The organism is Aliarcobacter trophiarum LMG 25534 (assembly GCF_003355515.1).
Classification (GTDB): domain Bacteria; phylum Campylobacterota; class Campylobacteria; order Campylobacterales; family Arcobacteraceae; genus Aliarcobacter; species Aliarcobacter trophiarum.
The window spans coordinates 69,825-94,837 of record NZ_CP031367.1 but is presented as its reverse complement, the minus strand read 5'-3'; the positions used below and the strand labels follow the sequence as shown (position 1 = coordinate 94,837).

Below are 25,013 nucleotides of genomic sequence, written 5' to 3'. Positions count from 1 at the left end.
TTAGCTAAATAGATTTTCTAAATATTTTATAGCTTCAAAAGAGTTGTCTTTTACAATATCTGTATAGTTCTTTAGCTCATCAAAACTACTGTATCCACACAAAACTCCAATAGAGTTTATAGATGCATTTTTTGCGGCTATCATATCTAGTTTTGTATCTCCAATCATATATGCAATATGTTTCTCTTTATCATAATTTAGATTTTCTAAAGCCTTTAAAATAGGCTCCTGGTGAGGTTTTGGATTTTCTACATCTTCTCTTCCAATAATAGTTCTAAAATCATTTCCTATATCAAAATTATCTAAAATTGGTGTTGAGTAAATCCTTGTTTTTGTAGTAACCACTCCCAAAGTTGCAAAACTAGAAGCTAATTTTACAGCCTCAAAAGCATTTTCTAATAAAGAAGTTTGTGCTACAGATATATTTTTATATCTCATTTTATAGCTATCTACAAAATCCCATACAATAGCTCTTGGAATTCCCAAATTCTCAAACATAATATCAAGTGGATAGCCAATTTGCTTTTTTATATCCTCAACAGTTTTTGTAAATGGATAGCTATGCTTTGCGAATACATATAAGAATGTATCAGTAATCGCAAAAGTTGAATCTATCAAAGTCCCATCTAAATCAAATAAAATAATAAGCTCTTTATCTCCTATTTTCTTTAAACTACTATTTATTATCAAAACTTCTCCTATATTTTTCTATTTTCACTCTTTTATCTCCCAATCTTTTTGATTATGCATAATTCCTATGAATGATGGTTCTATATTTTTTATATCCTTATTTATTGCTGTTATAGAGTCAGGGATATATAAAAATAGATATGGTAAGTCATTAGCAATTATTTTAAAAATCTCTTTATAAATAACACTTAACTCATCTTTATTTATAGTACCACTCCCTTTTTCTATTAGCTCATCTATCTTTTCATTTTTGTAATTTACAAGATTAAAGCCTCCCAGTTTTGCACTATTACTATGCCAAAGTGGGTAAGCATCAGGCATAAGTGCTAGTGACCATCCCAAAAGAACAGTTTCAAATTTTCGTGGAGTTACCACAGTATTTAAAAAGGCTTGCCATTCCATAACTCTTATTTTCATTATGACTCCAACTTTTTCTAGTTGATATTGCAAGATTTGAGCCGTATTTACTCTTATATCATTCCCTGTATTTGTGATTAGCTCAAAAGAGAGTGGATTTTTTTCATCATATCCAGCCTCTTTTAAAAGCTCTTTGGCCTTTTGTAAATTCTGTTTTGTCTCTTTTATCTCTTCATTATAAGCAAAAGAGTCTGGCATAAAAGGACCATTACAAACCTCTCCATATCCAAAAAACAAAATATCCACCAACTCTTGCCTATTTATTGCCAAAGAGAGTGCTTGTCGTACTTTTATATCTTTAAATTTTGGATTTTCTAAATTAAATCCCAAATATGTAAAACCAAAACTAGGTCGGCTTAAGATTTCAAAACTATCTTTAAATCCATCGTCTATTTGCCTCTTTACTTGCATAGGTGTAAGCCCACCAATATCCAATTTCTTTTGTTTTAGATATAAAAAAGAGGTATTTGAGTCTGGTATAAACTTATACAAGATTTTATCTATTTTTGGTCGTCCTTCAAAAAAATCATCATTTGCAACCAGCTCAATATCTTGTGCCGTTTTGAACTCTTTTAATTTATATGAACCTGTACCTATTGGGTTTTTATTAAAGCTACTTGTCATTAAATCTTTTTCATCTTTTAAAATATGATATGGTAAAAGACCTACCATCCAAGTTTCAAGAGCTTTAAAATATGGTTTTTTATAGATAATCTCCACACTTAATTCATCAAGAGCCTTTACACTTTCTACCTCTTTAAAATTTGACTTTATAGAGTTAAAAACTTTTGGGTCAATTATTTTATGATAAGTAAAAACCACATCTTTTGAAGTAACTCTCTCTTTATCATGCCATAAAACATTTGGCTTTAACTTTACTATTAGTTTTGTAGGTGTCACAAAAGTATAAGATGATGCAATCTCAGTTGTAATATTTCCATCTTTATCATATTTAAAAAGCCCATTAAAAAGCCAATCAGCTATCTCACTACTAGCACTATCATTTGCCAAAATTGGATTTAGTCTACTAGGACTTGAACTCATAGATAAATTTAGAGTTGAAGAAGCCAAAAAATTAAAAAGGATTAGGGTTAAAAATATAATTCTCATAGGTGTCATTTTATAGTTTTTTTGCAAAAAAAGGCATAAATTAGCTTTTAATTTTTATTTGTGATACAATTTTGTTTTTATTGCGGGGGAACACTTTTTGTGTTGAGAAGGTAAAACCTGACCCTTTGAACCTGTTGGTTAATACCAGTGTAGGAAGCTAATTTTAAAAATTAAATTAAAATTCTTAATAAAATTTAATACTAAAAGGTGCTTTCAAATGAAAGTGCCTTTTTTTTTAATAAAAAATTATGCTTTGCAATAAAAACATTATATTTTTAGGAAAAATTATGAAAAAAGTTTTGACTATTGCGGGAAGTGATTGTATTGGAGGTGCTGGAATTCAAGCCGATTTAAAAACCTTTAGTGCTTTTAAAACTTATGGTATGAGTGTAGTTACCGCTGTTGTAGCTGAAAATAGTTTTAGTGTAAATGATATTTTTGAAGTAAGCTCTAACTCTATAAAAAGTCAATTAAACTCCGTATTTAACGATATTATTCCAGATGCTATAAAAATTGGAATGTTAGGAAACATTGAAGTCATGAAAGTTATTTCAGAGTTTCTAAAAGAGAAAAAAATAGAATACCCAAATATTAAAATAGTAGTAGATCCTGTTATGTATGCAAAAAATGGGGCTGCTTTAATGGATATAAAAAACATGAGCAGTCTAATAGAGTATATTTTACCTCTTGCAGATATTTTAACTCCAAATATTGCTGAAGCAAAACACCTTTCAAATATGGATATTACCTCTATAGATGATATAAAAAAGGTAGCAAAAGAGATTTTTAATCACTCAAAAACTGCTATTTTAATAAAAGGTGGAGATAGATTTGATGCTCTTGATATTTTGTATGATGGTAAAAATTTTATTGAGTTTGCAACTCCAAAAATTAGTACAAAAAATACTCATGGTACAGGGTGTACTTTTTCAAGTGCAATAGCAGCAAATTTAGCTTTAGAAAATAGTTTAGAAAACTCTATAAAGATTGCAAAAAAATACATTTTTGAAGCTATCAAGAATGCTCCAAATTTAGGTTCTGGAAATGGTCCGGTAAACCATTTTTTTAATTTTTAGGATGTGAAAGATGCAAAAGGATTTAAAAGATAGATTAGCAGATATTTTGGAATTTACAAGAGAGAAAAACCCTCTTTGTTTTCAAATTACAAACTATGTAACTGTAAATGATTGTGCAAATGTAACTTTAGCTATTGGAGCAAGTCCTGCAATGGCTGACGAAAAAAAAGAGGTAGAAAGTTTAGTAAATATTGCTTCAAGCTTATATTTAAATATTGGAACAATAAATAAAAGAGTTAAAAAATCTATTCTGAAAGCTACAAAAAAAGCAAATAAGCTAGACATTCCAGTTATTTTAGATCCTGTTGGAATAGGAGTTTCAAAATTTAGAAAAGATTTAGTAGATAATCTCTTAAAAAACTATAAGATAGCAGTTGTAAGAGGAAATATCTCTGAAATAAAAGCTATTTTAAATGTAAGTTCAAAAAGTAAAGGTGCTGATGCTAGTTTTGAAGATTTAGAAAATATAGAAAATAGCATAAAGTTAGCAAATAAACTAGCAAAAAAATATAAAACAGTTGTTGCAATCACTGGAAAAGTTGATGTAATAAGTAATGGAAAAGAAGTAGCCACTATAGAAAATGAAAGTGATGATTTACCAAAAATTACAGGTACAGGATGTATGTGTACAAGTTTGGTAGCAAGTTTTTGTGGAGCTAAAAAAGATATGATTTTTGAAGCAACGGTTTTAGGAGTTTTAACTATGGCTTTAAATGGGGAGCTAGCAACTATATCTAGTAAGAGTAGTGGCTTAGGAACTTTTTATAAAGAGCTATTTAATAAAATTAGTAAATTTGATAGAGCTATTTTACTATCAAAAGCAAAAATAAATTTAGTATAAAGGAAAGAATATGTCGTTTTCAAGAAGTTTAAAACAAAAAGCAATAAAGGTTTGGGAAGATGGATATAACCATCCATTTGTACAGGAGTTAGGTGCGGGAACTTTACATAAAGAGAAGTTCAAATTTTATCTATTACAAGACTATTTGTATCTTTTGGAGTATGCAAAAGTATTTGCAATGGCTATGACAAAAGCAGATGATGAAAAGATGTTAAGTAATCTAAGCTCAATTACAAAAGCAACTTTGGTAGATGAGATGAAAGTTCATCATTTATATATGAAAGAGTTTGGAATTAGTGAAGAAGAGGTTAAAAGTGTAAAGGCTAGTCTGTTTAATAGAACTTATACTGCAAATATGCAAGCTATCTCTTTAAAAGGAGATTTAGTTGAAACTTTGGTAACTGTATTTCCTTGTGCTTGGACATATTGTGATTATGGGAAAAGACTAAAAGAACAATACAAAGATAATTTAGAAGATAACTTTTATAAATCTTGGATAGAGACTTACTCTGGATCTGATTTTGAAAACTCATTTGAGTGGTTTTATGATGCAATAGATGAACTAGTTGAAAACAAATCAGATAAAGAGCTACAAAAAATAGAAGATATTTTTATCTCTAGTGTTGAGTTTGAATATATGTTTTGGGAAATGGCTTACAATAAGCAGATGAGTTATATAAAAGATTAATCAAATAATTCTAAAATAAGAAGGGTTTTTCTACTCTTCTTATTAATTTCTAGCTAGAAGTAACTCTAAAGTAGTTATTTATTGCATTTTTCTTAACTAAACTAAAATTAAAATCCAAATTATTATTGAACTTATTTTTAAAATCAAAATCATATGTCTTCATAAAACTTCTCAATAAAGGGGTAAAAAGTGACTCTTTTTTATCAATTATAAATATATTCTTGCTATTTTCATATATAAAAACGAGGTTTAAATAGTAGCTATTATCTACAAAATAAGTTCTAAAAACATAGTGTGGATATATATACTCTTCAACTAAATCAAATCTTTTTGCAGATATCTCATCTTTTAAAAGTGATATAAAAAGACTAAAAGCATCACCACTCCAAGTTGTATCCACATAAGTCTCTATATATTCAAGATACAAATCATCCATTTTTAGAGTATAAGCACTTATTACATAACTATCATATCTTGTTTTTGTTTCCATACTTGAAAGAGGATATTTGTATATAAATTCACTTGTAATTTTAAATCTTAAGTTGTTTTCTCCAAGGCTAAAATATGGAATAGATAGCTTTGTTACTCTTTTAAATACAAATTTTAAAAACTTTATTATATTATCAAACATCTTTTTGCCTTTTTTACTATAAGTTTTCTCATTATCTTTTTGATACTAGATTTTTAACATAATAAAACTAAATAATTGAAATAAAAAAAGGAAGCGAGATTTCGCTTCCTTTGTAAAACATATAATGATATACAAAAGTATATTCTTTTGTATTCCTCCACAATAATTAACGTTTTGAAAATTGTGAAGATTTTCTTGCTTTCTTCTTACCATATTTCTTTCTCTCAACAGATCTAGCATCTCTTGTTAGAAGTCCATGTGGTTTTAATATTGTTCTAAATTGCTCATCATAAGCAACTAAAGCTCTACTTATCCCATGTCTAGCCGCATCAGCCTGTGCTGAATATCCTCCACCTAGTGTTTTTACTATTACATTTACACTAGCTTCTTGTTTTGATACATGTAATGGTTGCATTACTCTCTTCTTAATCGAATCATGCCCACCTAACCATTGGTCTAGTGTTTGCCCATTTACTGTTAATTGCCCATTCCCGCTCTCTAACCATACTTTAGCGATTGCCGTCTTTCTTCTTCCTGTTGCATATACTTTTGCCATTACTATTATCCTTTAATTTGAGCAGTATGAGGATGTTCACTTCCTGCATATACTTTTAATTTTTTTAACATAGCTTTACCAAGAGTAGTTTTTGGAAGCATCCCTCTAGTCGCTAATTTATACAGTTTCTCTGGATTCTTCTCTATCATCTCTGACATCTTATGAGTTTTTGTACTTCCAAAGTACCCTGAGTGTGTATAGTAATTCTTCTCTTCTAATTTCGCACCTGTAAATTTAGCTTTACTTGCATTGATTATTACTACATAATCCCCACAATCCACATTTGGTGTAAAACAAGGCTTATTCTTCCCTCTTAATATTGTAGCAACTTCTGTAATTATTCTTCCGAATACCTTACCTTCCGCATCTACTACAACCCAAGATCTCTCGATTTCGTTGGCTTTTGCCATTTGAGTAAATTTCATCTATTAACTCCCTTTCTTATTTGAGTTGGAATACTATTTAAGTTACGCTTTCAAATGGCTTAAATTAAGTAATATTTAATATTAAAAATTGTGATTTTTATAGTTTTGTATAAATTATTGAAAAAAAATTGTGATTAATTGTATATGAACTTTATTTATAAGTGAGGTTTTAACCACACTTATAATACTCTTGGAATAACTCTTCTACTTTTTCTATTACTAGCTCTTCATGCCAATTGTGTCTTTTTGCAAAAGTTTTAATTTCATAGCTTTTTTCCTCTTCAGTACAAAAAAAGTATAACTTTTTAACAAAAGGTTTTGGAACTGAAATTGCAATTTTTTGAAAATAGTTCTCTTTGCACATAGGAGAGCAAAAAACCTTTGAAATTGGTATTTTTTTAGAGCAGTGCTGACAGCTATTTGTCATAATAACTCCTTTTTTAGTTTTGAATGCGTGCATTATAACAAGCAATTATTAAATGCAACTTAGTTGTATAAGATTTTTTAATAATCTTTATTTTTTTCTTCTATTTTTCTCTTCAATACCAGAGATAGAAAATCTCCTTTTTAACTCTTGTTTTACTCTATCTGGATTTATATCTAAACTTGCAAGTGCAACTAAAATATGGTATGAAATATCGGCTGCTTCGTATATTGCTTCATTTGTATTTTTATCTTTTATTGCAAAACAAAATTCTCCAGCTTCCTCTACAACTTTTTTTAACATAGAGTTTGTATCACCTTTTAGGAGTTTTGCTGTGTAAGATTTATCAACACTATCATTTTTTCTACTTTGAATAATATGATATAAATTATCTATCACACTATAAGTATTAGTTGTATCAATTTTTATCTCTTCTTTTATTAAATCATCTTTTAAAGAGGTAAAAAAACAACTTTTTCTTCCCGTATGACAAGCTACTCCTTCTTGAATAACTTTAAATAGTAAAGTATCATTATCACAATCTAACATTATATCTACAATTTTTTGCGTGTGATTTGAGCTTTCACCCTTTTTCCAAACTCTTTGTTTGCTTCTACTAAAATAGTGAGCAAAACCTGTTTTAAGTGTAATTTGTAAAGCTTCTTTGTTTGTATATCCTAGCATTAAAACTTCATTTGTAGAGCTATCTTGAGTAATTACTGGAATTAAGCCTTCCATCTTTTGCCAATCTATTTTTTCTATATCTTTCATCTAGTTAATACCTTTAAATTTTGTCTCTACATCTATTCTTAGCTTATCAATAGTCATAAGTTCTCTATTTATATCTATATCCATACCAAATTTATAACTATCTTTTTCTTCTAACTTTTTAGTCTTTTTAAAATAATCATCATATTTTAGGCTTTGTGAATACTTTACAGGAGGTTTTATCTTTAGAACACTCTCAATATCTTTATCTTGTTTTTTATAATCTTTTGCAAAAAGGGGATTCAGTAGAAAAATAGTTAATATAATTAAAACTAATCTCATACTTTCACCTCCCCTTTTTCAATAAATCCTATTTTTGATTTAAAACTGTATCTCTACCTTTGTCTTTTGTATCAACCCAGATATTTGGAGTTGCCCCTCCAGGAGTTAAGAAGATTTTTGCATCTTTATTCTCTCTTAGAGCTTCATTAAACTTTCCTTGAACTTCAATTTGTTGCATTTGAAGAAGATGTGGAGTTAAACTTTGAGCTATCTCTTTGTTAGCTTCAGATTGTGCTTTTGCTTCAATTGTTACTGCATCTGCTCTACCTTGTGCTTCAATTCTTCTAGCTTCTGCCTCTCCACTTGCAAGTGCTGCTCTTTTTTCAGCTTCTTGTTTCGCTCTTTGAACTTCGTATCTTACTCTTTCAGCCTCTTGATTTGCTATTTGAACTTTTTCGATTTGCTCTTTAATTTTTTCAGGAAGTACAATCTCTTTTAATTGAACAGATTCAATTATAACTGCACTTTTAGATCTCTCTTTTACTTTCTCTTTTATAAGTCTATCAAGGCTTTCTGCTACTTCATTTCTTTTCATAGGAAGAACCTCAGCGTTATAACCACCAAGTACACTTCTTGCAACTTCTCCAACAACTTGGTTTACAATTTTATCTTCCCAAGATGGTCCCCATGTTGCAATTGTTTCAGGAACACCATCTGCTATAATATTGTACTGAACAGTTAACTCAATAGAAATAGGTAAACCTCTTGAATCAAGTACATTAATAGCAGGATTGTTTTTGATACTTTGATCAAATGATCCTATAGATTGAGTATTCATGTATGTCAAAAGTCTAACTTTTGTATCAACCACAATAACTTTTTGAATTACTGGAATATAAAAATGAAATCCTGGATTTAAAGGTTCTCTATCATATTTACCTGTTGTTGCTTTAATTCCCACTTGCCCTGATTCAATAATAACAAAAGGCTTAAATAAGAATAAAGCCCCAATTATAATAATTACAACATAAAGCATTCCAGCTTTTTTCCCAAAATTCTTGAAAAATTCTGGAGTTTCAAATGGTGGTTGAAAATTTCCACCTCCACCACCGCTTGGTCTGTTTCCCTGCTGTCTATTTTTAAAATAGTCGTTATCTATTGGCATTTTATTCCTTATCTTGTTTTTTAATCTTCTATACTAATAAAAATTAGTTAATATATGTTAAATACTTTGTATATTTTGGGTTTTTCCCAGTTACTACATCAAAATATGCAGACTGTATTTTTTCTGTAATTGGTCCTCTACTTCCACAACCTATAACTCTTGCATCAACTTCTCTAATTGGAGTAATTTCTGCTGCTGTTCCTGTAAAAAATGCTTCATCAGCTACATAAATCTCTTCTCTTGTTATTCTTCTTCTAACAACTTCTATTCCCATATCATTTGCCAAATCAATAGCAGTTGCTTGTGTAATAGACTCTAAAGAGTTATCATTTGGTGGAGAGATTAGTTTTCCATCTTTTACAATAAAGAAACAAGCTCCACTTGCTTCTGCTATGTAACCTTGGTCATCTCTTAAAAGGGCTTCATCATACCCAGCTTCAACAGCTTCAAATTTTGCCATTTGTGAGTTCATATAGTTTGCAACAGATTTTGCTTTTCCCATTCCTGAAGTATTTGGAGTTCTTGTAAATGAAGAGATTTTAACTCTAACTCCTTTTTTAAGCCCCTCTTCTCCTAAATAAGCTCCCCATTCCCAAGCTGAAATAGATACTTTTACAGGAGCATCTTTATGATATAGTCCCATAACTCCATATCCTAAATATACAAGTGGTCTAAGATATGCTCCATTTGTTAGCTCATTTTTTTGTAATAACTGTACTTGAGCTTTATTTAACTCTTCAAGAGTAAAAGGTACATTCATCAGAGTCATTTTTGATGAGTTTAAAAGTCTTTGAGTATGTTCATTTAGTTTAAAAATAGCACATCTTCCATCAACAGTTTTATAAGCTTTTGTTCCTTCAATAGCACCATTTCCATAGTGTAATGTATGGCTTAAAACATGTACTTTTGCTTCATTCCAAGGAGTAAACTCTCCATCCATCCAGATATATTTTGATTCAGTCATTTATTACTATCCTAAAAATTAGATTTTTAAGAGTTAATCTTATCTAAAAGATAATTAAAATAAGTTCTAAGATTAAAAAATGTAATATAGAGAAAAATATTTTTAGGAAATAAATGTTAAAAAGAATAATACTAATTTTACTAACTCTCCTTTTTAGCTCTTGTGCAGTTAATCAAAAAAAAGTAGAAATTGAGACAAAAGAGACAATCAATGAAGAACTTCTAAGCCATATTAGATATATTCTATATCTTTTTAATTCTGAAGATTTAAAAACTCTAAACGATATATACATAAATAAAGATTTTGGATATTTTGATGTATCTTTAGATGAGTTAAGCAATAAAATAGTTGTAGAAAAGAGAGCCTATTTAGAAGAAATTGATAATTTTATAGAGAGTTTTGATATAGAAAATAGAGAAATTTTCTTTAATTGTAGCCCTTATAATGATGCCTTTTATGGTTGGAGTGAAAATGGAACATTTATCTTTGAGGCTAAGAGCAACTATCTTGAAAACTATCAATCAAACAATACCAAAGAGTTAGATAATTTTATAAAAAAAGTAAAAAATAGTAGCTTCGAAGTTATTGCTACTTATAATACTATTTTTTATATTACAAAAATTGATAAAAAATATTATATTACCTTGATTGACAACTATAAAACAGATTGTCAAAATGCACTTATTCAAGCTTTTTAGCTATATTAAATTATAATATAAACTTTAAATAAATATAAGAAGAGCAGATGAAAAAAATAGTTGAAGATTTAATAAAAAATAGAGTTTTAATAATAGATGGAGCTATGGGAACACAGCTTCAAGAAAGAGATATAAAAAGTGAATATTGGCAATATGAAAGTAAAGATTTAGAGGGTTGTAATGAGTTACTAAACCTAACAGCTCCACATATTTTAGAAGAGATTTATGAAAATTATGCAAAAGCTGGAGCAAATTTTATAAGCACAAATACATTTGGTAGTATGCCTTGGGTACTTGATGAGTATGATATTGGACATCTAAGTTATGAATTATCAAAACTTGCAGCAACTCAAACTAAAAAAGCCATCGAGAAATATAGTACAAAAGATGAGCCAAAATTTGTTTTGGCTTCAATTGGACCAGGAACAAAGTTGCCATCGCTTGGACATATCACTTATGACTCTATGTATGAAGGCTATAAGATTATGGCTCAAGGTTTACATGACGGAGGAGCAGATGTTTTCCTACTTGAAACATGTCAAGACCCTCTTCAAATCAAAGCTGCACTTCATGCTCTAAATGATGTTGCTCCAGAAATTCCTATTATGGTTTCAGTAACAATTGAGCTAAATGGAACAATGTTAATTGGAACGGATGCTCAAACAATAGCAACTATTTTAAAACCATTTAATATCTTATCTTTAGGATTTAACTGTGGAACAGGTCCTATACAAGTTGAGAAACATATAAAAAGTTTAAGTGAAGTATCAAAATTCCCAATTTCTGTTCATGCAAATGCAGGACTTCCTCAAAACAAAGGTGGAAAGAGTTTTTATCCAATGGGACCTGATGAGTTTACAACACTTCAAAAAGGTTTTTTAGATATTAATGGAGTTTCATTTTTAGGTGGTTGTTGTGGAACAACTCCTGAACATATAAAAAAATTGAGCAACTCTGTAAAAGGTATTATTCCAAAAGCTCCTTGTGGATTCTTAAAAGCTTCATTAGCATCTTTATTCAATATTGTACCACTTAAGCAAGAACCTGCTCCACTTTTAATTGGAGAAAGAAGTAATGCAACTGGTAGTAAAGCATTTAGAGAACTTTTAAAAGCAAATGATTATGAGGGAACTTTGAGTGTTGGACAACAACAAGTAAGAGCAGGAGCTCATGTAATTGATGTTAGTGTTGGATTTGCAGGAAGAGATGAAACAGGAGATATGGATAAAGTTGTATCTTTATACTCTCAAAAAATCTCTCTTCCACTTATGCCAGATTCTACTCAGATAAAAGCTTTAGAAGCTGCACTAAAACAAATTGGTGGAAGATGTATTATAAACTCTGTAAACCTTGAAGATGGAGAAGAGAAATTTGATGCTGTTTGTAAATTAGCAAAAAGATTTGGTGCTGCTTTAGTCTGTTTAGTTATTGATGAAATTGGAATGGCAAAAGATAAAAAAAGAAAACTAGAAGTAGCTGAGAGAATTTTTGATTTATGTGTAAATAGACACGGTTTTGACCCAGCTGATTTAGTTTTTGATATGCTTACTTTTACTATTGGAAGTGGAGATGATGAGTATAGAACAGCTGGAATAGAGACAATGGAAGCAATAAGAGAGTTTCAAATAAGACATCCAGAAGCTGGTACAACTTTAGGCTTATCAAATATCTCTTTTGGACTTGCTCAAAATGCAAGAATTTATTTAAACTCAATCTATCTTGACCACTGTGTAAAAGCAGGTCTTACAAGTGCTATTGTAAATGTAAAACATATTATTCCACTAAATAAAATAAGTGACGAAGATAAAAAAGCTTGTGATGATTTAATCTTCAATAATCAAATAGATGGTGACCCACTTTTTAAATTCATAGAGCATTTCTCAAATTTAGAAGATCAAGAAGAGCAAAGTGATGAAGAGTATCAAAAATTAGAGCCAATTGATAAGGTGAAGAAATTACTTCTTGATGGTGATAAAGAGAGAATGCTCCCTTTAGTTTTAGAACTAAAAGATTCTATGCCACCTGAAATAATTGTAAATGAGTGGTTAATTGATGGAATGAAAGTAATTGGAGAACTTTTTGGAAGTGGACAGATGCAACTTCCATTTGTTCTTCAAAGTGCAGAGACTATGAAAGCAACTGTTGATAGCTTAAATCCATATTTACCAAAACAGGAAAAAACAAGTGAAACAACAATGGTTATTGGTACAGTAAAGGGAGATGTTCACGATGTTGGAAAAAATTTAGTAGATATTATTTTAAGTAATAATGGATTTAAAATAGTAAATATTGGGATAAAAGCTGATTTACAATCATTTTTAGATGCAGCAAAAGAGCATAATGCAGATGCTATTGGAATGAGTGGACTTTTAGTAAAAAGTACAGCTGTTATGAAAGAAAATCTTGAAGAGATGCAAAAACTTGGACTTAAAATTCCTGTAATGTTAGGTGGAGCCGCACTTACTAAAAATTTTGTTGATGATTATTGCAGACCAATTTATGATGGACCAATTTTCTATTGTAGAGATGCCTTTGATGGTGTTATTGCTATGCAAAGAGTAGAAAAAGGTGGAGAGCTTGATACAAGAATGGCAGCTGATTTAATTGAAAGAGTTGATACAAGCGATAGAGTTGAAAAAGAGGAGATAGAAATCCCTCCATATGAAGAAATAGAGATGCCAAAAAGAGATTTTGTGGTACCTCCATATTGGGAAAGGGTTGCAAAAAAGAGTGATGAGCTTGATCGTGAACTTATTTTTTCTTGGATTAATCATAGAGTTTTATTTAGACAAAGATGGGGATATAAAAGAGGAAAACAGACACCTGAAGCATTTATGAAATATGAAAAAGATGTGGTTGAACCATTATACTATAGTTTAAAGGATGAATTAATAAACAAAAAAATTCATGACCCAATAGCTATTTATAGCTATTTTCCTTGTATATCACATGATAATAAACTATATATCTTTGATAAAAAGTATAGTTTTAATAATCTTGAAGAGGCAAAAAATGTGCCACCACTTACTGAAGCTATAAAAGTTATGGAGTTTCCACGACAAAGAAGAAAACCTTTTAGATGTATAGCTGACTTTTTTAGCTCTGATAGACTTGATGTTATAGGCTTTACTTTAGCATCTTGTGGACTTAAAATCACTGATTATGAAAGAGAATTTTATGATAGAGGTGAATTTGCAAAATATTATCAAATTCATGGTCTAGGAGTTGAATTAGCTGAGGCTCTTGCTGAAGTTTTACATAAACAAATAAGACTAGATTTAAATATTGTTCCTAAAGAGGGGCATAAACTAAGTGATGTTCAAATGAAACAATATGTTGGTTGTAGATACTCTCCAGGTTATGCAGCATGTCCAGAACTATCACAAAATAGAGATATTTTTGATTTACTAAATCCAGAAGAGTTTGGAATAGAGCTTAGTGAAACATTCCAAATGCATCCAGAACAGACAACTTGTGCAATAGTAGTTCATAATAAAGAGGCAAATTACTACAATGTTTAGAGTTAAGAAGTTTTAGCTTCTTAACTCTTTTTAAATCTTTTCATTTTCTCTATATCTTTATCAAAATTAATCTTAGATATAATGTTTTAACAATTATTACAGCAAACTAAGGTAGAATTGTCACAATTTATTTTAGGAAATATTATGAATAGAGAAAAGAGTATTAAAAATTATATATTAAGTTACATTTATGCTACTTCAAAGCAACCAATTTTATTAAAAGATATGTTAGTTGCTTCTGTTCAATTTAGTAATGATATGGAAGTAGATAGTTCAAGACTAGGATTTAGACTAAGATTAACAAGAGCTTATCTTGTATATATTTGGTTGATTTTAGCAATTCTTGTCCCTATATCTCTTCTTACTCATAAAATGTTGGCAAAAATAGACTCTCATATCTCAATAATTGGTGGAATGATAATAACTGCACTTATCTTTATGGGATTTAACTATTTTAAAGATATTGTGAAAAATGCAATGACAAAAAGCAGACTTAAAAAAGCTTGGAGTTTACATTTTCCATTTTTTGCCTATGAAGAGTATGTTGATAAAGTAAATGAGATTTTTGAAGAGGCTATGAAAGAAGAGATTTCAAAAAGAGATTTACAAAAATATATTTTAGATAGATTGACTACTATTTAGCAATCTATTTCTTATCTAAAACTGTATCTAAAGCTAACTTTGTATTTTCCCATCTATTTTGTGAGTTGAGCATTACTAACAAAATATCCTTTTTCCCATCTTTTGCTCTTGCAATTAAACAAGGTCCAGCTTTGCTTGTGTATCCAGTTTTAACTCCAATCATATATTTCTCTTTTGGAAGAAGTTTATTACTTGTATGCACAGAGTAAGCTCTTTTTGTATTTATTGCTTTAAAACTATAGCTCTCTTTTTTTACAATATTATTAAATGAGCTATTTTTTATAGAGTATTCTGTAAGTTTTAATAAATCACTTGCTGTGCTTTTATGATTTGGTGCATCAAACCCACAAGGGTTTTGGAAATTTGTATTTTTCATACCTAGTTTTTTTGCTTTTGCATTCATCATATTTACAAACTTTTGTTTACTTCCATTTCCAAGATAAATTGCAATTGCATTTGCAGCATCATTTGCTGATTTTATCATAGCAGCATTTACTAAATCTTTTAGATAAAATTTTTCTCCAACTCTAAAATTCATAATTGTAGGCTCAACTTTTTTCATCTCAGCAGTAATCGTAACTATATTATTCATCTTACCACTTTCTATTGCTAAGATAGATGTCATAATCTTTGTAAGACTAGCAGGTCTTATTTGTTGATTTGCATCTTTTTGAAAAATCAACTGTTTTTTGTTTAAATCTTTTACAATAATTGAGTCTAAATCTTTTTCTATTTTTTGGAAAACATTAGCATCATTATAAGCAAGAGCAATTATTGGGCTTAAAAGCAAGACAAATATTTTAAAAAAGATTCTCATTTTGGTTTCCTGTTCGTTTTTAGAATTAGCATTATATTAAAAAAAAGTTAAATAAAGCTATCAAATAAGGCTTTTGCGTCTTTGTTTCTAATTTTTTTTAGTTCCATATCTATATATTTACCAATCATCATTTGCTCCTTTTTAAAGCCCAAAGTTATTTTTCTTTTTGTTGGTCTTGTTTCATAGATATAAAAACCAGATTCATACATAGATAATCTTATATTTGTAGAGATAGCATAAGTTGTAACAATAGAGTTATTTTTACATATTTTATAAATATCAGAAAAATACTCTTTTGTCCAAAGCTCAAAATTAACTTCACTTGAAAAAGCATCTTGATATACTATATCGAAAAAGTTTTCTGGAAAAGTTCTTATATACTCTCTTGCATCGCCTATAAAAATCTCTATTTTTATCTTTTCATCTTCATATTTTTGATTTGTTGATAGTTCATTTATAATATTTTTGAACTCATCAAACTCTTTTGGAAAAGTAAAATCTTTTAAAGTTTCTATCAAATCTAAATCAAATTCAGGAGAATAAATATTTATTTTAATATCTAAATTATTTTTTAAAATATAATAAATAGTTGCAAAACTATTATAACCAAGACCAAAGCAGATATCTAAAATATTTACCTCTTTTTTATCTTGTAAATATATAAATGCGGGAATAATATGTTTGTTTAAAGCTTCACTTAATCCACCATCTTCAGTGTTATGAAAATGTTGATTATATTTTTGCGAGAAAAGAGTATGGCTACCATCACTTGTGGTAACCAGTTTGTCATCTTTCAAATTTAGTTTCCTAGACTTGCTAGTTTCTCTTCACTTAAAAATAGTTTTTCATTTGACATTACTCCAATATTTGAAGATAAAATATCATTTGCAATATCTTTTGCTTCATCTAAAGAGTGCATAGCACATGTTCCACATTGAAAAATATTTAGTTCTGGAATATCACTTTGTTTTTCAACTTTTAATACATCTTCCATAGATTTCTTCCAAGCAAGGGCAACCTCTTCCTCTTTTGGAGTTCCTATTAAACTCATATAAAATCCAGTTCTACAACCCATTGGTGAAACATCTATAATCTCAACTTTAGGTGAGTTAAGATGATTTCTAATAAACCCAGCAAACAGATGTTCTAAAGTGTGAGTTCCTTTTTCACTCATAATTTTTTCATTTGGTACACAAAATCTTAAATCAAAAACTGTGATATTATCACCTTTTGGAGTTTGCATAACTTTTGCAACTCGTACTGCAGGTGCTGGCATAATAGTATGGTCAACTCTAAAACTATCTAATAATGGCATATAAAATCCTTTTTGATATATTAATTTTTGCAAGATTATAGCTAAAGAAATTTAAAGATAGTTTTCTTAAAAAAGAGTATTTTTGTAAATTTTAGATACTATAAACTATACTATTTTAAAAAGAGAAATAACAAAACTATGAAAAGTATAAGATATTTTATTTTAGAAAAACAAGAAGATAAATATAATTTAACTCTTCTAAATATTTGGAATAAAAATAGTATGCCAAATATTATAGAAGAGATGAAAAATTTGGATTTTCATTCAAATAAAAATATATCTCTAGATTTTGAAAATTTAAAAGAGCTTGATAGCATTGCTATTATCTATTTAATCTCATTTTTAAAAAAATTTAAAAAGCAAAACATCTCATATTTAAACTTTGAAAAGTATGAGCAAATTTTTGAGTTTTATCAAAAACATTATCAAGATAAATCTTTTGAAAACAAAAAAGTATTAAACAAATTCTTTGAAAGTGTTGGAAAAAAAACCTATGAGATATTAAAATCTACCAAACTATTTATAGATTTTGTAGGAAAAGTTTTCTATTTTCTTATCTATTTAATATTTAATCCAAAAAAAGTTAGAGTTAAAGCTACTTTAAAATATATTGAAACATCAGCCGTAGATGCACTCTTAATTGTAGGGGTTACTGCTTTTTTAGTTGGAGTGGTAATTGCTTATCAAGGAGCAGTCCAACTTGAAAAGTTTGGAGCAAATATTTTTGTAGTTGAGATGATAAGTATTACTATGTTTAGAGAGATAGCTCCTCTTGTAACTGCTATTGTAATAGCAGGAAGAAGTGCAAGTAGTTACACTGCTGAAATAGGAGCTATGAAAATAACAGAAGAGATAGATGCTATGAGAACTATGAATTTTGAGCCAATAATTTTTTTAACACTCCCTAGAATTTTTGCCTTATGTATCTCTTTACCACTTTTAGTTTTTTTTGCAGATATTATTGGAGTAATGGGTGGAATGTTAATTGCCTTTACAAGTTTAGATGTCACATATATAGAGTTTATAAATAGATTACAAAATGAAGTCCCTCTAAAACATCTACTACTAGGAGTATTTAAAGCAATATTTTTTGGATTCTTTATAGCTATTATTGGTTGTTTTAGAGGTTTTCAAGTCCAAAACAATACTACGAGTATTGGAAAATATACAACAATAAGTGTTGTAAATGCAATCTTTGTAGTTATTCTATTAGATGCAGTTTTCTCTGTGATATTTACTAAAATGGGAATATAAAATGGAAATAATAAAAGTTTCAAATCTTCACACAGCTTTTGGAGACAATATTGTCCACAATGATATCTCTTTTAGTGTAAATGAGGGCGAAATATTTGGAGTTTTAGGTGGAAGTGGAAGTGGAAAGAGTGTTTTGGTAAAGCAAATAGTTATGTTAAATCAAATACAAAAGGGGAAAATTGAGATTTTTAATAAAGATATTTCAAAACTAAAGATAGATGATTTAGAAACTCTAAAGCTAAATTTTTCATATCTTTTCCAATTTGGGGCATTGTACTCTTTTTTAAATGTGATTGAAAATATAAGTGTAATGTTAAAAGAGTACACAAATTTACCAAATGATTTGATAGAAAAAATTGCTTACACAAATTTGGATATAGTTGGACTTCCAAAACATACAGCAAAACTATATCCTAGTGAACTTAGCGGTGGAATGAAAAAAAGAGTAGCCCTTGCAAGAAGTCTTGCAATGCAACCAAAACTCCTCTTTTTGGATGAGCCAACAAGTGGATTAGATCCAGCTAGTACACAAAGTATAAATGAGCTATTGCTATATTTAAAAAAGAGTTTAAATATTACAACAGTTATAATAACTCACGATTTAGAAACTATAAAAACCGTACTTGATAGGTTTATAATTATAAAAAAACAGATAATATTTGATGGCAATATAGAGGAAGCTATGAAATCAAAAGATAAGTTTATACAAGATTTTTTAACTCACAAAAAGGCAGATTAATGGATACAAAAATTAATTTTTTTAGAATAGGTTTATTTGTAAGTGCAATATCTTTTTTATTAATAGTTGCAATATTTTGGTTAGGAAAATATGGCTTAGAAGATAAAAAATATGATACATACTATATCTATTTTGATGAAAGTGTCTCTGGATTAAATATAGGTTCATCTATAAAATATAAAGGCTTTGATGTTGGAGTTGTAAAAAATATAAAGATAAATCCATACAACTCAGAGCAAATTGAAGTAGAGATACAGATTCAAAAAGGAACTCCATTAAAAGAGGATAACTATGCAATTTTAGGAAATCTAGGGATTACAGGATTAAAGTATGTTGAACTAAAAGGTGGAAGCAATGATGCTAAATCTTTAGAGGAAAATGAGTATGGTATAAAAATAATAAATTCAAAAAAATCAGCCTTAAGTAATCTTGTTGATTCTACAGAAGATATTACAAAAGAGCTTACTATTTTACTTCACTCATTTAGAGATGTTTTAAATGAAGACAATTTAAAAAACTTCTCAATACTTCTTGAAAATAGTCAAAAAAGTATGGCAAATATTGAAAAGTTTTCTGACTACTTAGTAAAAAATCAAAATAATATTGATGAGCTTTTACTAGGTATGAAAAACTTTGCTACTATTGGAAGCTCTTCTTTTATAAGTGTAAAAACTTCAGCTGATAACTTTAAAGCACTAACAACTAAGATGAAAGAGGATTTTGATAAAGGAACTTTTGATATAAAAGGTATGGCTCAAGATAGTATTGATAACTTAGAAATAGTTTTAAAAAATTTGGATAATACTTTAAATCAAACTCAAGATTTAATGAAAAATCTAAATGAAAGTCCAAGTGACTTAATATTTAAACAAAAAACAATAAAATATGGACCAGGAGAGAAAGATGAAAATAGTAAATAAAATTTTGGCTTTTTTGATAGTTTTAATTTTTACAGGGTGTAGCTTCAAACAAGAGCGTATAGAGATAAATCACTATGCAATAGATTTCAAAACTCAAAAAATAGCCAAAACTCCAAAACTAAACTCAATTTTTATTGAAGAGGTAAATGTAAATAGAAGTTTTAACTTAAGTTCTATTTTTTATAGTACAAAACCATACTTATTTGAAGAGTACGCACAAAATAGATGGATAAATCTTCCCTCAAATATGATTTACAATCAACTTACAGACTCATTTTTGACAAGTAATATTTTTGAAAATATAGTTTTAAGAGATAAAAAAATAGAGTATGAATATAGTCTAAAAAGCGAAGTTATAAAACTTTATCAAACTTTTGAAGATAATAAATCCCATGCTATTTTAAAACTTAAATTTGATTTAGTAAAAGATGATAAAGTTTTAAAATCTTTTAATTTTGATAAAATAGTATTATGTAAATCAAATAATGCTTATGGTTTTGTAGAAGCCACAAATAGAGCTTTAAAAGAGAGTATAGAGAGTTTATTGAATAGTTTTTAATTATTTACTCAACTTTCGCACATAAAACCTAACTGTTTTTTAGTGTAAACTCTGAGTACATGAATGATTTGCTCTAAATCTTTATTTCTCTTGACTATTTGTGCAGATTGTATCAATTGTTCTAGGATTTTTACAAATAATTCCATAGATATTGCTAGAGTTTCAAGCTGGCATTCTAAATCTCTAAAAAGATTACCTAAGGTTTGTGGTTCATTTTGAACTCTATTAATATAGCTTGTAAGATTATAAGCTAAAAATGAAAGTGTAATACGAGCTATTAAAGCTTCAAAGATACGATTTTCTTCTTTACCAAATTGAAAGTATTCTCTTAAATCTTTATATCCTTGTTCAATATTCCATCGTTTTTTATATGTATTGATTATTTCAATATCAGATAAATTTGTATTTGTTGATATTATTGGAATTAGATTATCTTTGGTTTTAATAAATACAATTTTTAATCTACCAAGTGTTTTATGTGTAGTTGTAGTTGAAACATAATTGTATTTTATAGAGTTATAGTTTCCAAGTCTTGAAGCTTTATTTTGTTTTGCATAATTGTAAAGTGTTTCAAGTGTTTTAAATTTACCTGTAAATTGCCAGATTTTAGGATTGTTTGCAATTCTTGTAATTACATCAAGACCATTTTCTTTTACTTCATTTATAAAATTTGGTTTAGCATACCAGCTATCAACAAGAAGATAATCTGAATATATTCCAGATTTTAAAACACGTTTCAACATATCAAGAGCTAAAATATTTTTACCATCATTACCTTCAACTCTTCTTTTATAAGCATTGCTTTTATGATGAAAACTATTTTCATCAACATTTACAATTTGATTTTTATTATAATTTATAGAAAAATCCAACATCATATCCGTATAACAATCGCTATAATTAAGTGATACAATATTCAAACCTTTTACAGTTCTATGTTCTTTATTGCTCCAAAGATTTTTACAACTACCTTCTATAAATTTACCTCTTTTAATTTCAACAGTATCATCTATAATCAATACTTTTGTATCAGTAGTTTTTTGAAGTTTATGCAATTTGCTAATAAGTTTTATAGATGTCAGTAATAGTAATTTTCTCCAATTGTACTTACTACTTTTTAGTAATCTGTAGTAAACATCTTTTTTATAACTATCATTGCTATATTTCATAAATGTAGATATTTTTTTATTGATAATAAACATATATAAAAAATGTAAAATTATCATATATGGAGATTTGCCAATATCTTTTTTTATGAAATTGCTTTGTTTTAGAATAGAACTAAAATTTATATCTCTTAAAATAGAAAGAATAGGATTTTTTAATACATTGTTCATAGCAGTTTGGATAAAATTGTCAATACCCATAAAAATACCTTTTATAATTGATTTGTGGTGATGAAATTATATCAAAAAGTGTCTATTTATGGGCTTTTAAAAGCTTTTACATATAAGAAATTAATGATTTTTTATGTGCGAAAGTTGAGTTATTTAATAAACTAAATCTAACTCCTAAAATCTTACGAAATACAATAAAAATATCCTTAATAAAATAGCCAAATATTATATTTCAATCTCTAATCACATTATAATTCTATTTCTATTTATTATATTTCAAAAATCACAATTTTAAATAATTTCAAATAATTTTATAAAATAACTTATTTCTTAACTTTTATTAAAGATTACTTTTTATATTATCTTTTATAGCAAAAAATCTTTACTAAAACTGTAGGTAAAAGAGGAAGGAGAACAATGAAAAAAGTGTTATCAACGATAGTTTAACTATCCAATGTTTTATAGTAGTAGGAAATAAATTTAGGAGAGAATTTAAAAGTAAGATAAATTGAATTATAAAGAGGTATAAGATGAATTTCAATAAAGAGTATAAAAATAGATTTAGAATACTGGAATGACCCCAAGTTAGTAGACACTTTTTTAATCAGTTAACACCTTTGGTTGAGTAACACTATCATTGTATCTTTTCTCAAATTCATTTGGACTTATAAAATCTAAAAAACTATGTCGTCTTTTTGAGTTATAAAACATTTCTATATATTCAAATATTTTATCTCTAGCTTCTGCTCTTGTATGAAATATAGTTTTTCTAACTAATTCTTTTTTTAATGTCTTAAAAAAACTCTCTGCTACTGCATTATCATAACAATTACCTCTACGGCTCATACTTGGGATAATATTATGATGCTTTAAAAATGTTTGGTATTCATAAGAACTATATTGGCTACCTTGATCTGAATGAAGAATTACTTTATGATTTTTAATTCTGTGAGTTGTTTTTTTCAAAGCTTTAATAATTAAAGATGTTGATTGTCTATGTCCTGTTGCCCAACCAATTATTTTTCTTGAATAAAGATCTATAACTGTAGCTAAATATAACCATCCTTCATAAGTTCTGATATATGTGATATCACTAACCCAAGATTCATTTGGTTTATATGTTAAAAAACATTGTTTTAAATGATTTGGATGTGCTTTATGAATTGAACCAGCCTTATGCTTTGGTTTTCTTTTATAATTTCCTATTCCACAAAGTTTTGCTTCTTTCATTAATCTTGCAACTCTTTTCTTATTTACATGTATATTTGAAGCCTTTAAATCTTTATGAATATTTCTATATCCATATATCCCATTTGACTCTCTATATGCTTTTTTTATCTCTTGTAAAATTTGTTGATTTTCAATCTCTAAATTTGAAATAGGTTGTTTTAACCATTTATAATACCCACTAGGATGAACTTTCAATACAGTACACATTCTTCTGATTGTGTACTGTATTTGATACTCCTTTATAAATGCGTACTTTAATTTGGGTTGTTTGCAAAGTACGCTGCGGCCTTTTTTAAAATATCCCTCTCTTCTGTAACTCTCTTTAATTCTTTTTGCAATCTTTTTATTTCAGCTGTTGTATCTTGAGTTTTTTTTATTTCTACTTCAGCTTCTGGTGATTTGTATTTTTTTATCCAGTTTCTCAAAGAATCATAATGGACACCTAACCTCTCAGCTGTTTCAACAACCCCATATCCATTTTCTATAACTTGTTTTACAGCATCTCTTCTAAACTCTTCACTATATTCTCTTCTTGCCATTTTTAATTCCTTCAATTGTTTACAATTTTCTCTAAATTGTTATTTTAATTAACTGAATAAATTTCTGTCTACTTTTTTGGGGTCATTCCAATGTCAGGTGATAAGGGAATTTCAATGAGTAATGAATATTTAGTAAATAAAATATTAAATGTAGCATAAAAAGGGGTAAAAATGAATATTTATATAAAAAGAGTAAAAAATACTCAAGGGGGAATTATTGAAACTTTATGGGTAAATTATACAATAAATGGGAAAAGGTTTAGAAAATCTTTGGAGTTAGAAAATACAAAAGCAAACTATAAAAGAGCAGAAAATGAAATCTTGCCAATGCTAAAATATAAACTAATGAATGGAGAATTAAATACCAATAATAAAAAAATCCCAACTGTTGATGAATATATGAATTTTTCTTTTGAATTACATAGTGGAAATAGAAGTGAAAGCACGATTTATGGGCATATTAAAAATTATGATAAATATTTAAAAAATGATTTTGGACATAAATCACTGGACAAAGTAAAAGCTAGTGAAATTACACTTTGGCAAAACAAACTTCAGAAAGAATATAAATTATCTAAAAGTTATATTTTAAAAATAAGAGGTTTATTATTTACAATGTTTGAAGATGCTATTGAAAATGAAATTTTAAAAATAAATCCAGTTAAAAAGGTTAAAAGCTTAAATCAAACAGAAGATACAAAAATAAAAAGATTAGAATTAACACCTTTTAAAACTAATGAGATAAATAAAATATTATCAGTAGCTACTAATCAAGATAAAAACTTAATTGCTACTTTGTTTATGACAGGATTAAGGATAGGTGAATGCTTGGGGCTTAGTTGGGATTGTATAGATTTTGAGAATAGAACAATTACAGTTAAAAAGCAAATTGTGAATGGTCAAATAAAAAATATTCTTAAAACTTCAAAAAGTAAACGAATCATTCCCATTATTGAAGCTTTAATACCTTTTTTAGAAAATCAAAAAAAGCTAACTGGAGAAAAAAACTCTTTTTTATTTTTAACAAAAAAGACAAATAAGCATTATCATTCAGCAGGAAAAATCAGAGAGCAAATTTGGGTAAAAACTCTAAAAAAAGCAAATATTGAATATAGAAATTTACATCAAACAAGGGGAACATTTATATCAACCCTTATTTCAAATGGTGAAGATATAAATTATGTTTCAAAAATTGCTGGTCATGAAAATGTAAAAATTACACTAGAGAGATATTCTCAATATATTCCAGTTCAAAATATGAATTTTGGAAGTTGTTTTAAAAAAATCGGGACACTATTGGACACCGAATCGGCACCGAAAAAAAATTAAATCGATTGAAAGCCTATAAAATAGGGGGTTTGAGAGCCTAATGGCACGCCTGGTAGGAGTCGAACCCACAACCCCTCGGGTCGAAACCGAGTATTCTATCCAGTTGAACTACAGACGCACTTATAAAATTAGGATT

General features: G+C 28.2%; 26 protein-coding genes, 1 tRNA gene and 1 riboswitch. Of the genes, 11 read left to right on the top strand and 16 right to left on the bottom strand.

The annotated features are described in order from the left end of the window. Both ATR_RS00480 and ATR_RS00475 read right to left on the bottom strand, forming a co-directional pair. A complete protein-coding gene (locus ATR_RS00480) occupies nucleotides 1-690 on the bottom strand; it encodes an HAD family hydrolase (RefSeq protein ID WP_228254238.1) in 690 nt (229 codons plus the stop codon). A 24-nt stretch (nucleotides 691-714) separates the two neighbouring features. Then, the gene (locus ATR_RS00475; protein WP_115429372.1) at nucleotides 715-2,217 is read right to left on the bottom strand and encodes a peptide-binding protein; all 1,503 of its coding nucleotides are present in this window, start codon (nucleotides 2,215-2,217) and stop codon (nucleotides 715-717) included. Nucleotides 2,218-2,291: 74 nt separating this feature from the next. Next, nucleotides 2,292-2,390, top strand: a riboswitch (TPP riboswitch). A gap of 114 nt (nucleotides 2,391-2,504) precedes the next feature. On the opposite strand from ATR_RS00475, the gene thiD reads away from it, so the two are divergent. Genes thiD through tenA form a run of 3 tightly spaced genes read left to right on the top strand, consistent with a single transcriptional unit; the run spans nucleotide 2,505 to nucleotide 4,822 of the window. Beyond that, on the top strand, nucleotides 2,505-3,293 hold the full coding sequence (gene thiD, locus ATR_RS00470) for a bifunctional hydroxymethylpyrimidine kinase/phosphomethylpyrimidine kinase (RefSeq protein ID WP_115427545.1): 789 nt from the start codon (nucleotides 2,505-2,507) through the stop codon (nucleotides 3,291-3,293). Nucleotides 3,294-3,303: 10 nt separating this feature from the next. Then, a complete protein-coding gene (thiM, locus tag ATR_RS00465; protein WP_115427544.1) occupies nucleotides 3,304-4,134 on the top strand; it encodes a hydroxyethylthiazole kinase in 831 nt (276 codons plus the stop codon). A gap of 10 nt (nucleotides 4,135-4,144) precedes the next feature. Beyond that, the gene (tenA, locus tag ATR_RS00460; protein WP_115427543.1) at nucleotides 4,145-4,822 is read left to right on the top strand and encodes a thiaminase II; all 678 of its coding nucleotides are present in this window, start codon (nucleotides 4,145-4,147) and stop codon (nucleotides 4,820-4,822) included. Nucleotides 4,823-4,871: 49 nt separating this feature from the next. Here the strand turns inward: tenA and ATR_RS00455 are convergent, their stop codons facing one another. The 8 genes from ATR_RS00455 to ATR_RS00420 all read right to left on the bottom strand — a co-directional run bounded on the left by ATR_RS00455 (nucleotide 4,872) and on the right by ATR_RS00420 (nucleotide 9,977). Further along, nucleotides 4,872-5,453, bottom strand: a complete 582-nt coding sequence (locus ATR_RS00455; protein WP_115427542.1) for a hypothetical protein — start codon at nucleotides 5,451-5,453, stop codon at nucleotides 4,872-4,874. A 166-nt stretch (nucleotides 5,454-5,619) separates the two neighbouring features. Beyond that, nucleotides 5,620-6,009, bottom strand: coding sequence for a 30S ribosomal protein S9 (gene rpsI, locus ATR_RS00450; protein ID WP_115427541.1), 390 nt, complete (start codon nucleotides 6,007-6,009; stop codon nucleotides 5,620-5,622). Between the two features lie 5 nt (nucleotides 6,010-6,014). Continuing rightward, complete coding sequence (gene rplM, locus ATR_RS00445; RefSeq protein ID WP_115427540.1) at nucleotides 6,015-6,434, bottom strand: 50S ribosomal protein L13; 420 nt, start codon at nucleotides 6,432-6,434, stop codon at nucleotides 6,015-6,017. Nucleotides 6,435-6,603: 169 nt separating this feature from the next. Then, nucleotides 6,604-6,861, bottom strand: coding sequence for a hypothetical protein (locus ATR_RS00440; protein WP_115427539.1), 258 nt, complete (start codon nucleotides 6,859-6,861; stop codon nucleotides 6,604-6,606). A gap of 87 nt (nucleotides 6,862-6,948) precedes the next feature. Beyond that, the gene (gene hisIE / locus ATR_RS00435; protein ID WP_115427538.1) at nucleotides 6,949-7,629 is read right to left on the bottom strand and encodes a bifunctional phosphoribosyl-AMP cyclohydrolase/phosphoribosyl-ATP diphosphatase HisIE; all 681 of its coding nucleotides are present in this window, start codon (nucleotides 7,627-7,629) and stop codon (nucleotides 6,949-6,951) included. Beyond that, the gene (locus ATR_RS00430; RefSeq protein WP_228254237.1) at nucleotides 7,630-7,908 is read right to left on the bottom strand and encodes a membrane protein insertase YidC; all 279 of its coding nucleotides are present in this window, start codon (nucleotides 7,906-7,908) and stop codon (nucleotides 7,630-7,632) included. A 28-nt stretch (nucleotides 7,909-7,936) separates the two neighbouring features. Beyond that, entirely contained in the window at nucleotides 7,937-9,013 is a 1,077-nt protein-coding gene (locus tag ATR_RS00425) for a prohibitin family protein (protein WP_115427537.1), read from the bottom strand. 43 nt (nucleotides 9,014-9,056) lie between these two features. Then, nucleotides 9,057-9,977, bottom strand: a complete 921-nt coding sequence (locus tag ATR_RS00420) for a branched-chain amino acid transaminase (RefSeq protein ID WP_115427536.1) — start codon at nucleotides 9,975-9,977, stop codon at nucleotides 9,057-9,059. A gap of 113 nt (nucleotides 9,978-10,090) precedes the next feature. Here ATR_RS00420 and ATR_RS00415 point away from each other — a divergent pair, with 113 nt between their 5' ends. The 3 genes from ATR_RS00415 to ATR_RS00405 all read left to right on the top strand — a co-directional run bounded on the left by ATR_RS00415 (nucleotide 10,091) and on the right by ATR_RS00405 (nucleotide 14,838). Next, nucleotides 10,091-10,675, top strand: coding sequence for a hypothetical protein (locus ATR_RS00415; RefSeq protein WP_115427535.1), 585 nt, complete (start codon nucleotides 10,091-10,093; stop codon nucleotides 10,673-10,675). Nucleotides 10,676-10,722: 47 nt separating this feature from the next. Then, nucleotides 10,723-14,196, top strand: a complete 3,474-nt coding sequence (gene metH / locus ATR_RS00410) for a methionine synthase (RefSeq protein ID WP_115427534.1) — start codon at nucleotides 10,723-10,725, stop codon at nucleotides 14,194-14,196. A gap of 144 nt (nucleotides 14,197-14,340) precedes the next feature. Next, on the top strand, nucleotides 14,341-14,838 hold the full coding sequence (locus ATR_RS00405; protein ID WP_115427533.1) for a hypothetical protein: 498 nt from the start codon (nucleotides 14,341-14,343) through the stop codon (nucleotides 14,836-14,838). Between the two features lie 4 nt (nucleotides 14,839-14,842). On the opposite strand, the gene ATR_RS00400 is transcribed toward ATR_RS00405, so the two are convergent. Genes ATR_RS00400 through luxS form a run of 3 tightly spaced genes read right to left on the bottom strand, consistent with a single transcriptional unit; the run spans nucleotide 14,843 to nucleotide 16,970 of the window. Further along, nucleotides 14,843-15,655 (bottom strand): D-alanyl-D-alanine carboxypeptidase family protein, encoded by an 813-nt coding sequence (locus ATR_RS00400; RefSeq protein WP_115427532.1) that lies wholly within the window; start codon nucleotides 15,653-15,655, stop codon nucleotides 14,843-14,845. Between the two features lie 47 nt (nucleotides 15,656-15,702). After that, nucleotides 15,703-16,452, bottom strand: a complete 750-nt coding sequence (locus ATR_RS00395; protein ID WP_115427531.1) for a tRNA (5-methylaminomethyl-2-thiouridine)(34)-methyltransferase MnmD — start codon at nucleotides 16,450-16,452, stop codon at nucleotides 15,703-15,705. A gap of 2 nt (nucleotides 16,453-16,454) precedes the next feature. Further along, nucleotides 16,455-16,970, bottom strand: coding sequence for an S-ribosylhomocysteine lyase (gene luxS, locus ATR_RS00390; RefSeq protein WP_115427530.1), 516 nt, complete (start codon nucleotides 16,968-16,970; stop codon nucleotides 16,455-16,457). Between the two features lie 138 nt (nucleotides 16,971-17,108). Between luxS and ATR_RS00385 the strand changes: the two genes are divergently transcribed. Genes ATR_RS00385 through ATR_RS00370 form a run of 4 tightly spaced genes read left to right on the top strand, consistent with a single transcriptional unit; the run spans nucleotide 17,109 to nucleotide 20,442 of the window. Further along, complete coding sequence (locus ATR_RS00385) at nucleotides 17,109-18,224, top strand: MlaE family ABC transporter permease (RefSeq protein WP_115427529.1); 1,116 nt, start codon at nucleotides 17,109-17,111, stop codon at nucleotides 18,222-18,224. Nucleotide 18,225: 1 nt separating this feature from the next. Next, nucleotides 18,226-18,963, top strand: coding sequence for an ABC transporter ATP-binding protein (locus ATR_RS00380; RefSeq protein ID WP_115427528.1), 738 nt, complete (start codon nucleotides 18,226-18,228; stop codon nucleotides 18,961-18,963). Continuing rightward, nucleotides 18,963-19,883, top strand: a complete 921-nt coding sequence (locus tag ATR_RS00375; protein ID WP_115427527.1) for an MlaD family protein — start codon at nucleotides 18,963-18,965, stop codon at nucleotides 19,881-19,883. Before ATR_RS00380 ends, ATR_RS00375 begins: the two co-directional genes overlap by 1 nt. Continuing rightward, nucleotides 19,867-20,442, top strand: coding sequence for an ABC-type transport auxiliary lipoprotein family protein (locus ATR_RS00370; protein WP_115427526.1), 576 nt, complete (start codon nucleotides 19,867-19,869; stop codon nucleotides 20,440-20,442). The genes ATR_RS00375 and ATR_RS00370 overlap by 17 nt, the downstream gene beginning before the upstream one ends. Nucleotides 20,443-20,450: 8 nt before the next feature. On the opposite strand, the gene ATR_RS00365 is transcribed toward ATR_RS00370, so the two are convergent. Beyond that, complete coding sequence (locus tag ATR_RS00365) at nucleotides 20,451-21,809, bottom strand: IS4 family transposase (protein ID WP_115427525.1); 1,359 nt, start codon at nucleotides 21,807-21,809, stop codon at nucleotides 20,451-20,453. Nucleotides 21,810-22,379: 570 nt separating this feature from the next. Continuing rightward, a protein-coding gene (locus ATR_RS00360; RefSeq protein ID WP_115427524.1) for an IS3 family transposase occupies nucleotides 22,380-23,548 on the bottom strand; the annotation gives its coding sequence in 2 pieces (ribosomal slippage) (nucleotides 22,380-23,296 and nucleotides 23,296-23,548; 1,170 coding nt in all). Nucleotides 23,549-23,719: 171 nt separating this feature from the next. On the opposite strand from ATR_RS00360, the gene ATR_RS00355 reads away from it, so the two are divergent. Beyond that, nucleotides 23,720-24,877, top strand: a complete 1,158-nt coding sequence (locus ATR_RS00355) for a site-specific integrase (RefSeq protein ID WP_115427523.1) — start codon at nucleotides 23,720-23,722, stop codon at nucleotides 24,875-24,877. A 41-nt stretch (nucleotides 24,878-24,918) separates the two neighbouring features. On the opposite strand, the gene ATR_RS00350 is transcribed toward ATR_RS00355, so the two are convergent. After that, nucleotides 24,919-24,995: transfer RNA gene (locus tag ATR_RS00350), tRNA-Arg, on the bottom strand. Nucleotides 24,996-25,013: the final 18 nt, after the last annotated feature.

Bases quoted from the DNA above. Each gene is read 5' to 3' on its own strand.
- ATR_RS00475 (WP_115429372.1), bottom strand. From the start codon at position 2,217: ATGAGAATTATATTTTTAACCCTAATCCTTTTTAATTTTTTGGCTTCT.
- thiD (WP_115427545.1), top strand. From the start codon at position 2,505: ATGAAAAAAGTTTTGACTATTGCGGGAAGTGATTGTATTGGAGGTGCT.
- thiM (WP_115427544.1), top strand. From the start codon at position 3,304: ATGCAAAAGGATTTAAAAGATAGATTAGCAGATATTTTGGAATTTACA.
- tenA (WP_115427543.1), top strand. From the start codon at position 4,145: ATGTCGTTTTCAAGAAGTTTAAAACAAAAAGCAATAAAGGTTTGGGAA.
- ATR_RS00455 (WP_115427542.1), bottom strand. From the start codon at position 5,453: ATGTTTGATAATATAATAAAGTTTTTAAAATTTGTATTTAAAAGAGTA.
- rpsI (WP_115427541.1), bottom strand. From the start codon at position 6,009: ATGGCAAAAGTATATGCAACAGGAAGAAGAAAGACGGCAATCGCTAAA.
- rplM (WP_115427540.1), bottom strand. From the start codon at position 6,434: ATGAAATTTACTCAAATGGCAAAAGCCAACGAAATCGAGAGATCTTGG.
- ATR_RS00440 (WP_115427539.1), bottom strand. From the start codon at position 6,861: ATGACAAATAGCTGTCAGCACTGCTCTAAAAAAATACCAATTTCAAAG.
- hisIE (WP_115427538.1), bottom strand. From the start codon at position 7,629: ATGAAAGATATAGAAAAAATAGATTGGCAAAAGATGGAAGGCTTAATT.
- ATR_RS00430 (WP_228254237.1), bottom strand. From the start codon at position 7,908: ATGAGATTAGTTTTAATTATATTAACTATTTTTCTACTGAATCCCCTT.
- ATR_RS00425 (WP_115427537.1), bottom strand. From the start codon at position 9,013: ATGCCAATAGATAACGACTATTTTAAAAATAGACAGCAGGGAAACAGA.
- ATR_RS00420 (WP_115427536.1), bottom strand. From the start codon at position 9,977: ATGACTGAATCAAAATATATCTGGATGGATGGAGAGTTTACTCCTTGG.
- ATR_RS00415 (WP_115427535.1), top strand. From the start codon at position 10,091: ATGTTAAAAAGAATAATACTAATTTTACTAACTCTCCTTTTTAGCTCT.
- metH (WP_115427534.1), top strand. From the start codon at position 10,723: ATGAAAAAAATAGTTGAAGATTTAATAAAAAATAGAGTTTTAATAATA.
- ATR_RS00405 (WP_115427533.1), top strand. From the start codon at position 14,341: ATGAATAGAGAAAAGAGTATTAAAAATTATATATTAAGTTACATTTAT.
- ATR_RS00400 (WP_115427532.1), bottom strand. From the start codon at position 15,655: ATGAGAATCTTTTTTAAAATATTTGTCTTGCTTTTAAGCCCAATAATT.
- luxS (WP_115427530.1), bottom strand. From the start codon at position 16,970: ATGCCATTATTAGATAGTTTTAGAGTTGACCATACTATTATGCCAGCA.
- ATR_RS00385 (WP_115427529.1), top strand. From the start codon at position 17,109: ATGAAAAGTATAAGATATTTTATTTTAGAAAAACAAGAAGATAAATAT.
- ATR_RS00380 (WP_115427528.1), top strand. From the start codon at position 18,226: ATGGAAATAATAAAAGTTTCAAATCTTCACACAGCTTTTGGAGACAAT.
- ATR_RS00375 (WP_115427527.1), top strand. From the start codon at position 18,963: ATGGATACAAAAATTAATTTTTTTAGAATAGGTTTATTTGTAAGTGCA.
- ATR_RS00370 (WP_115427526.1), top strand. From the start codon at position 19,867: ATGAAAATAGTAAATAAAATTTTGGCTTTTTTGATAGTTTTAATTTTT.
- ATR_RS00365 (WP_115427525.1), bottom strand. From the start codon at position 21,809: ATGGGTATTGACAATTTTATCCAAACTGCTATGAACAATGTATTAAAA.
- ATR_RS00355 (WP_115427523.1), top strand. From the start codon at position 23,720: ATGAATATTTATATAAAAAGAGTAAAAAATACTCAAGGGGGAATTATT.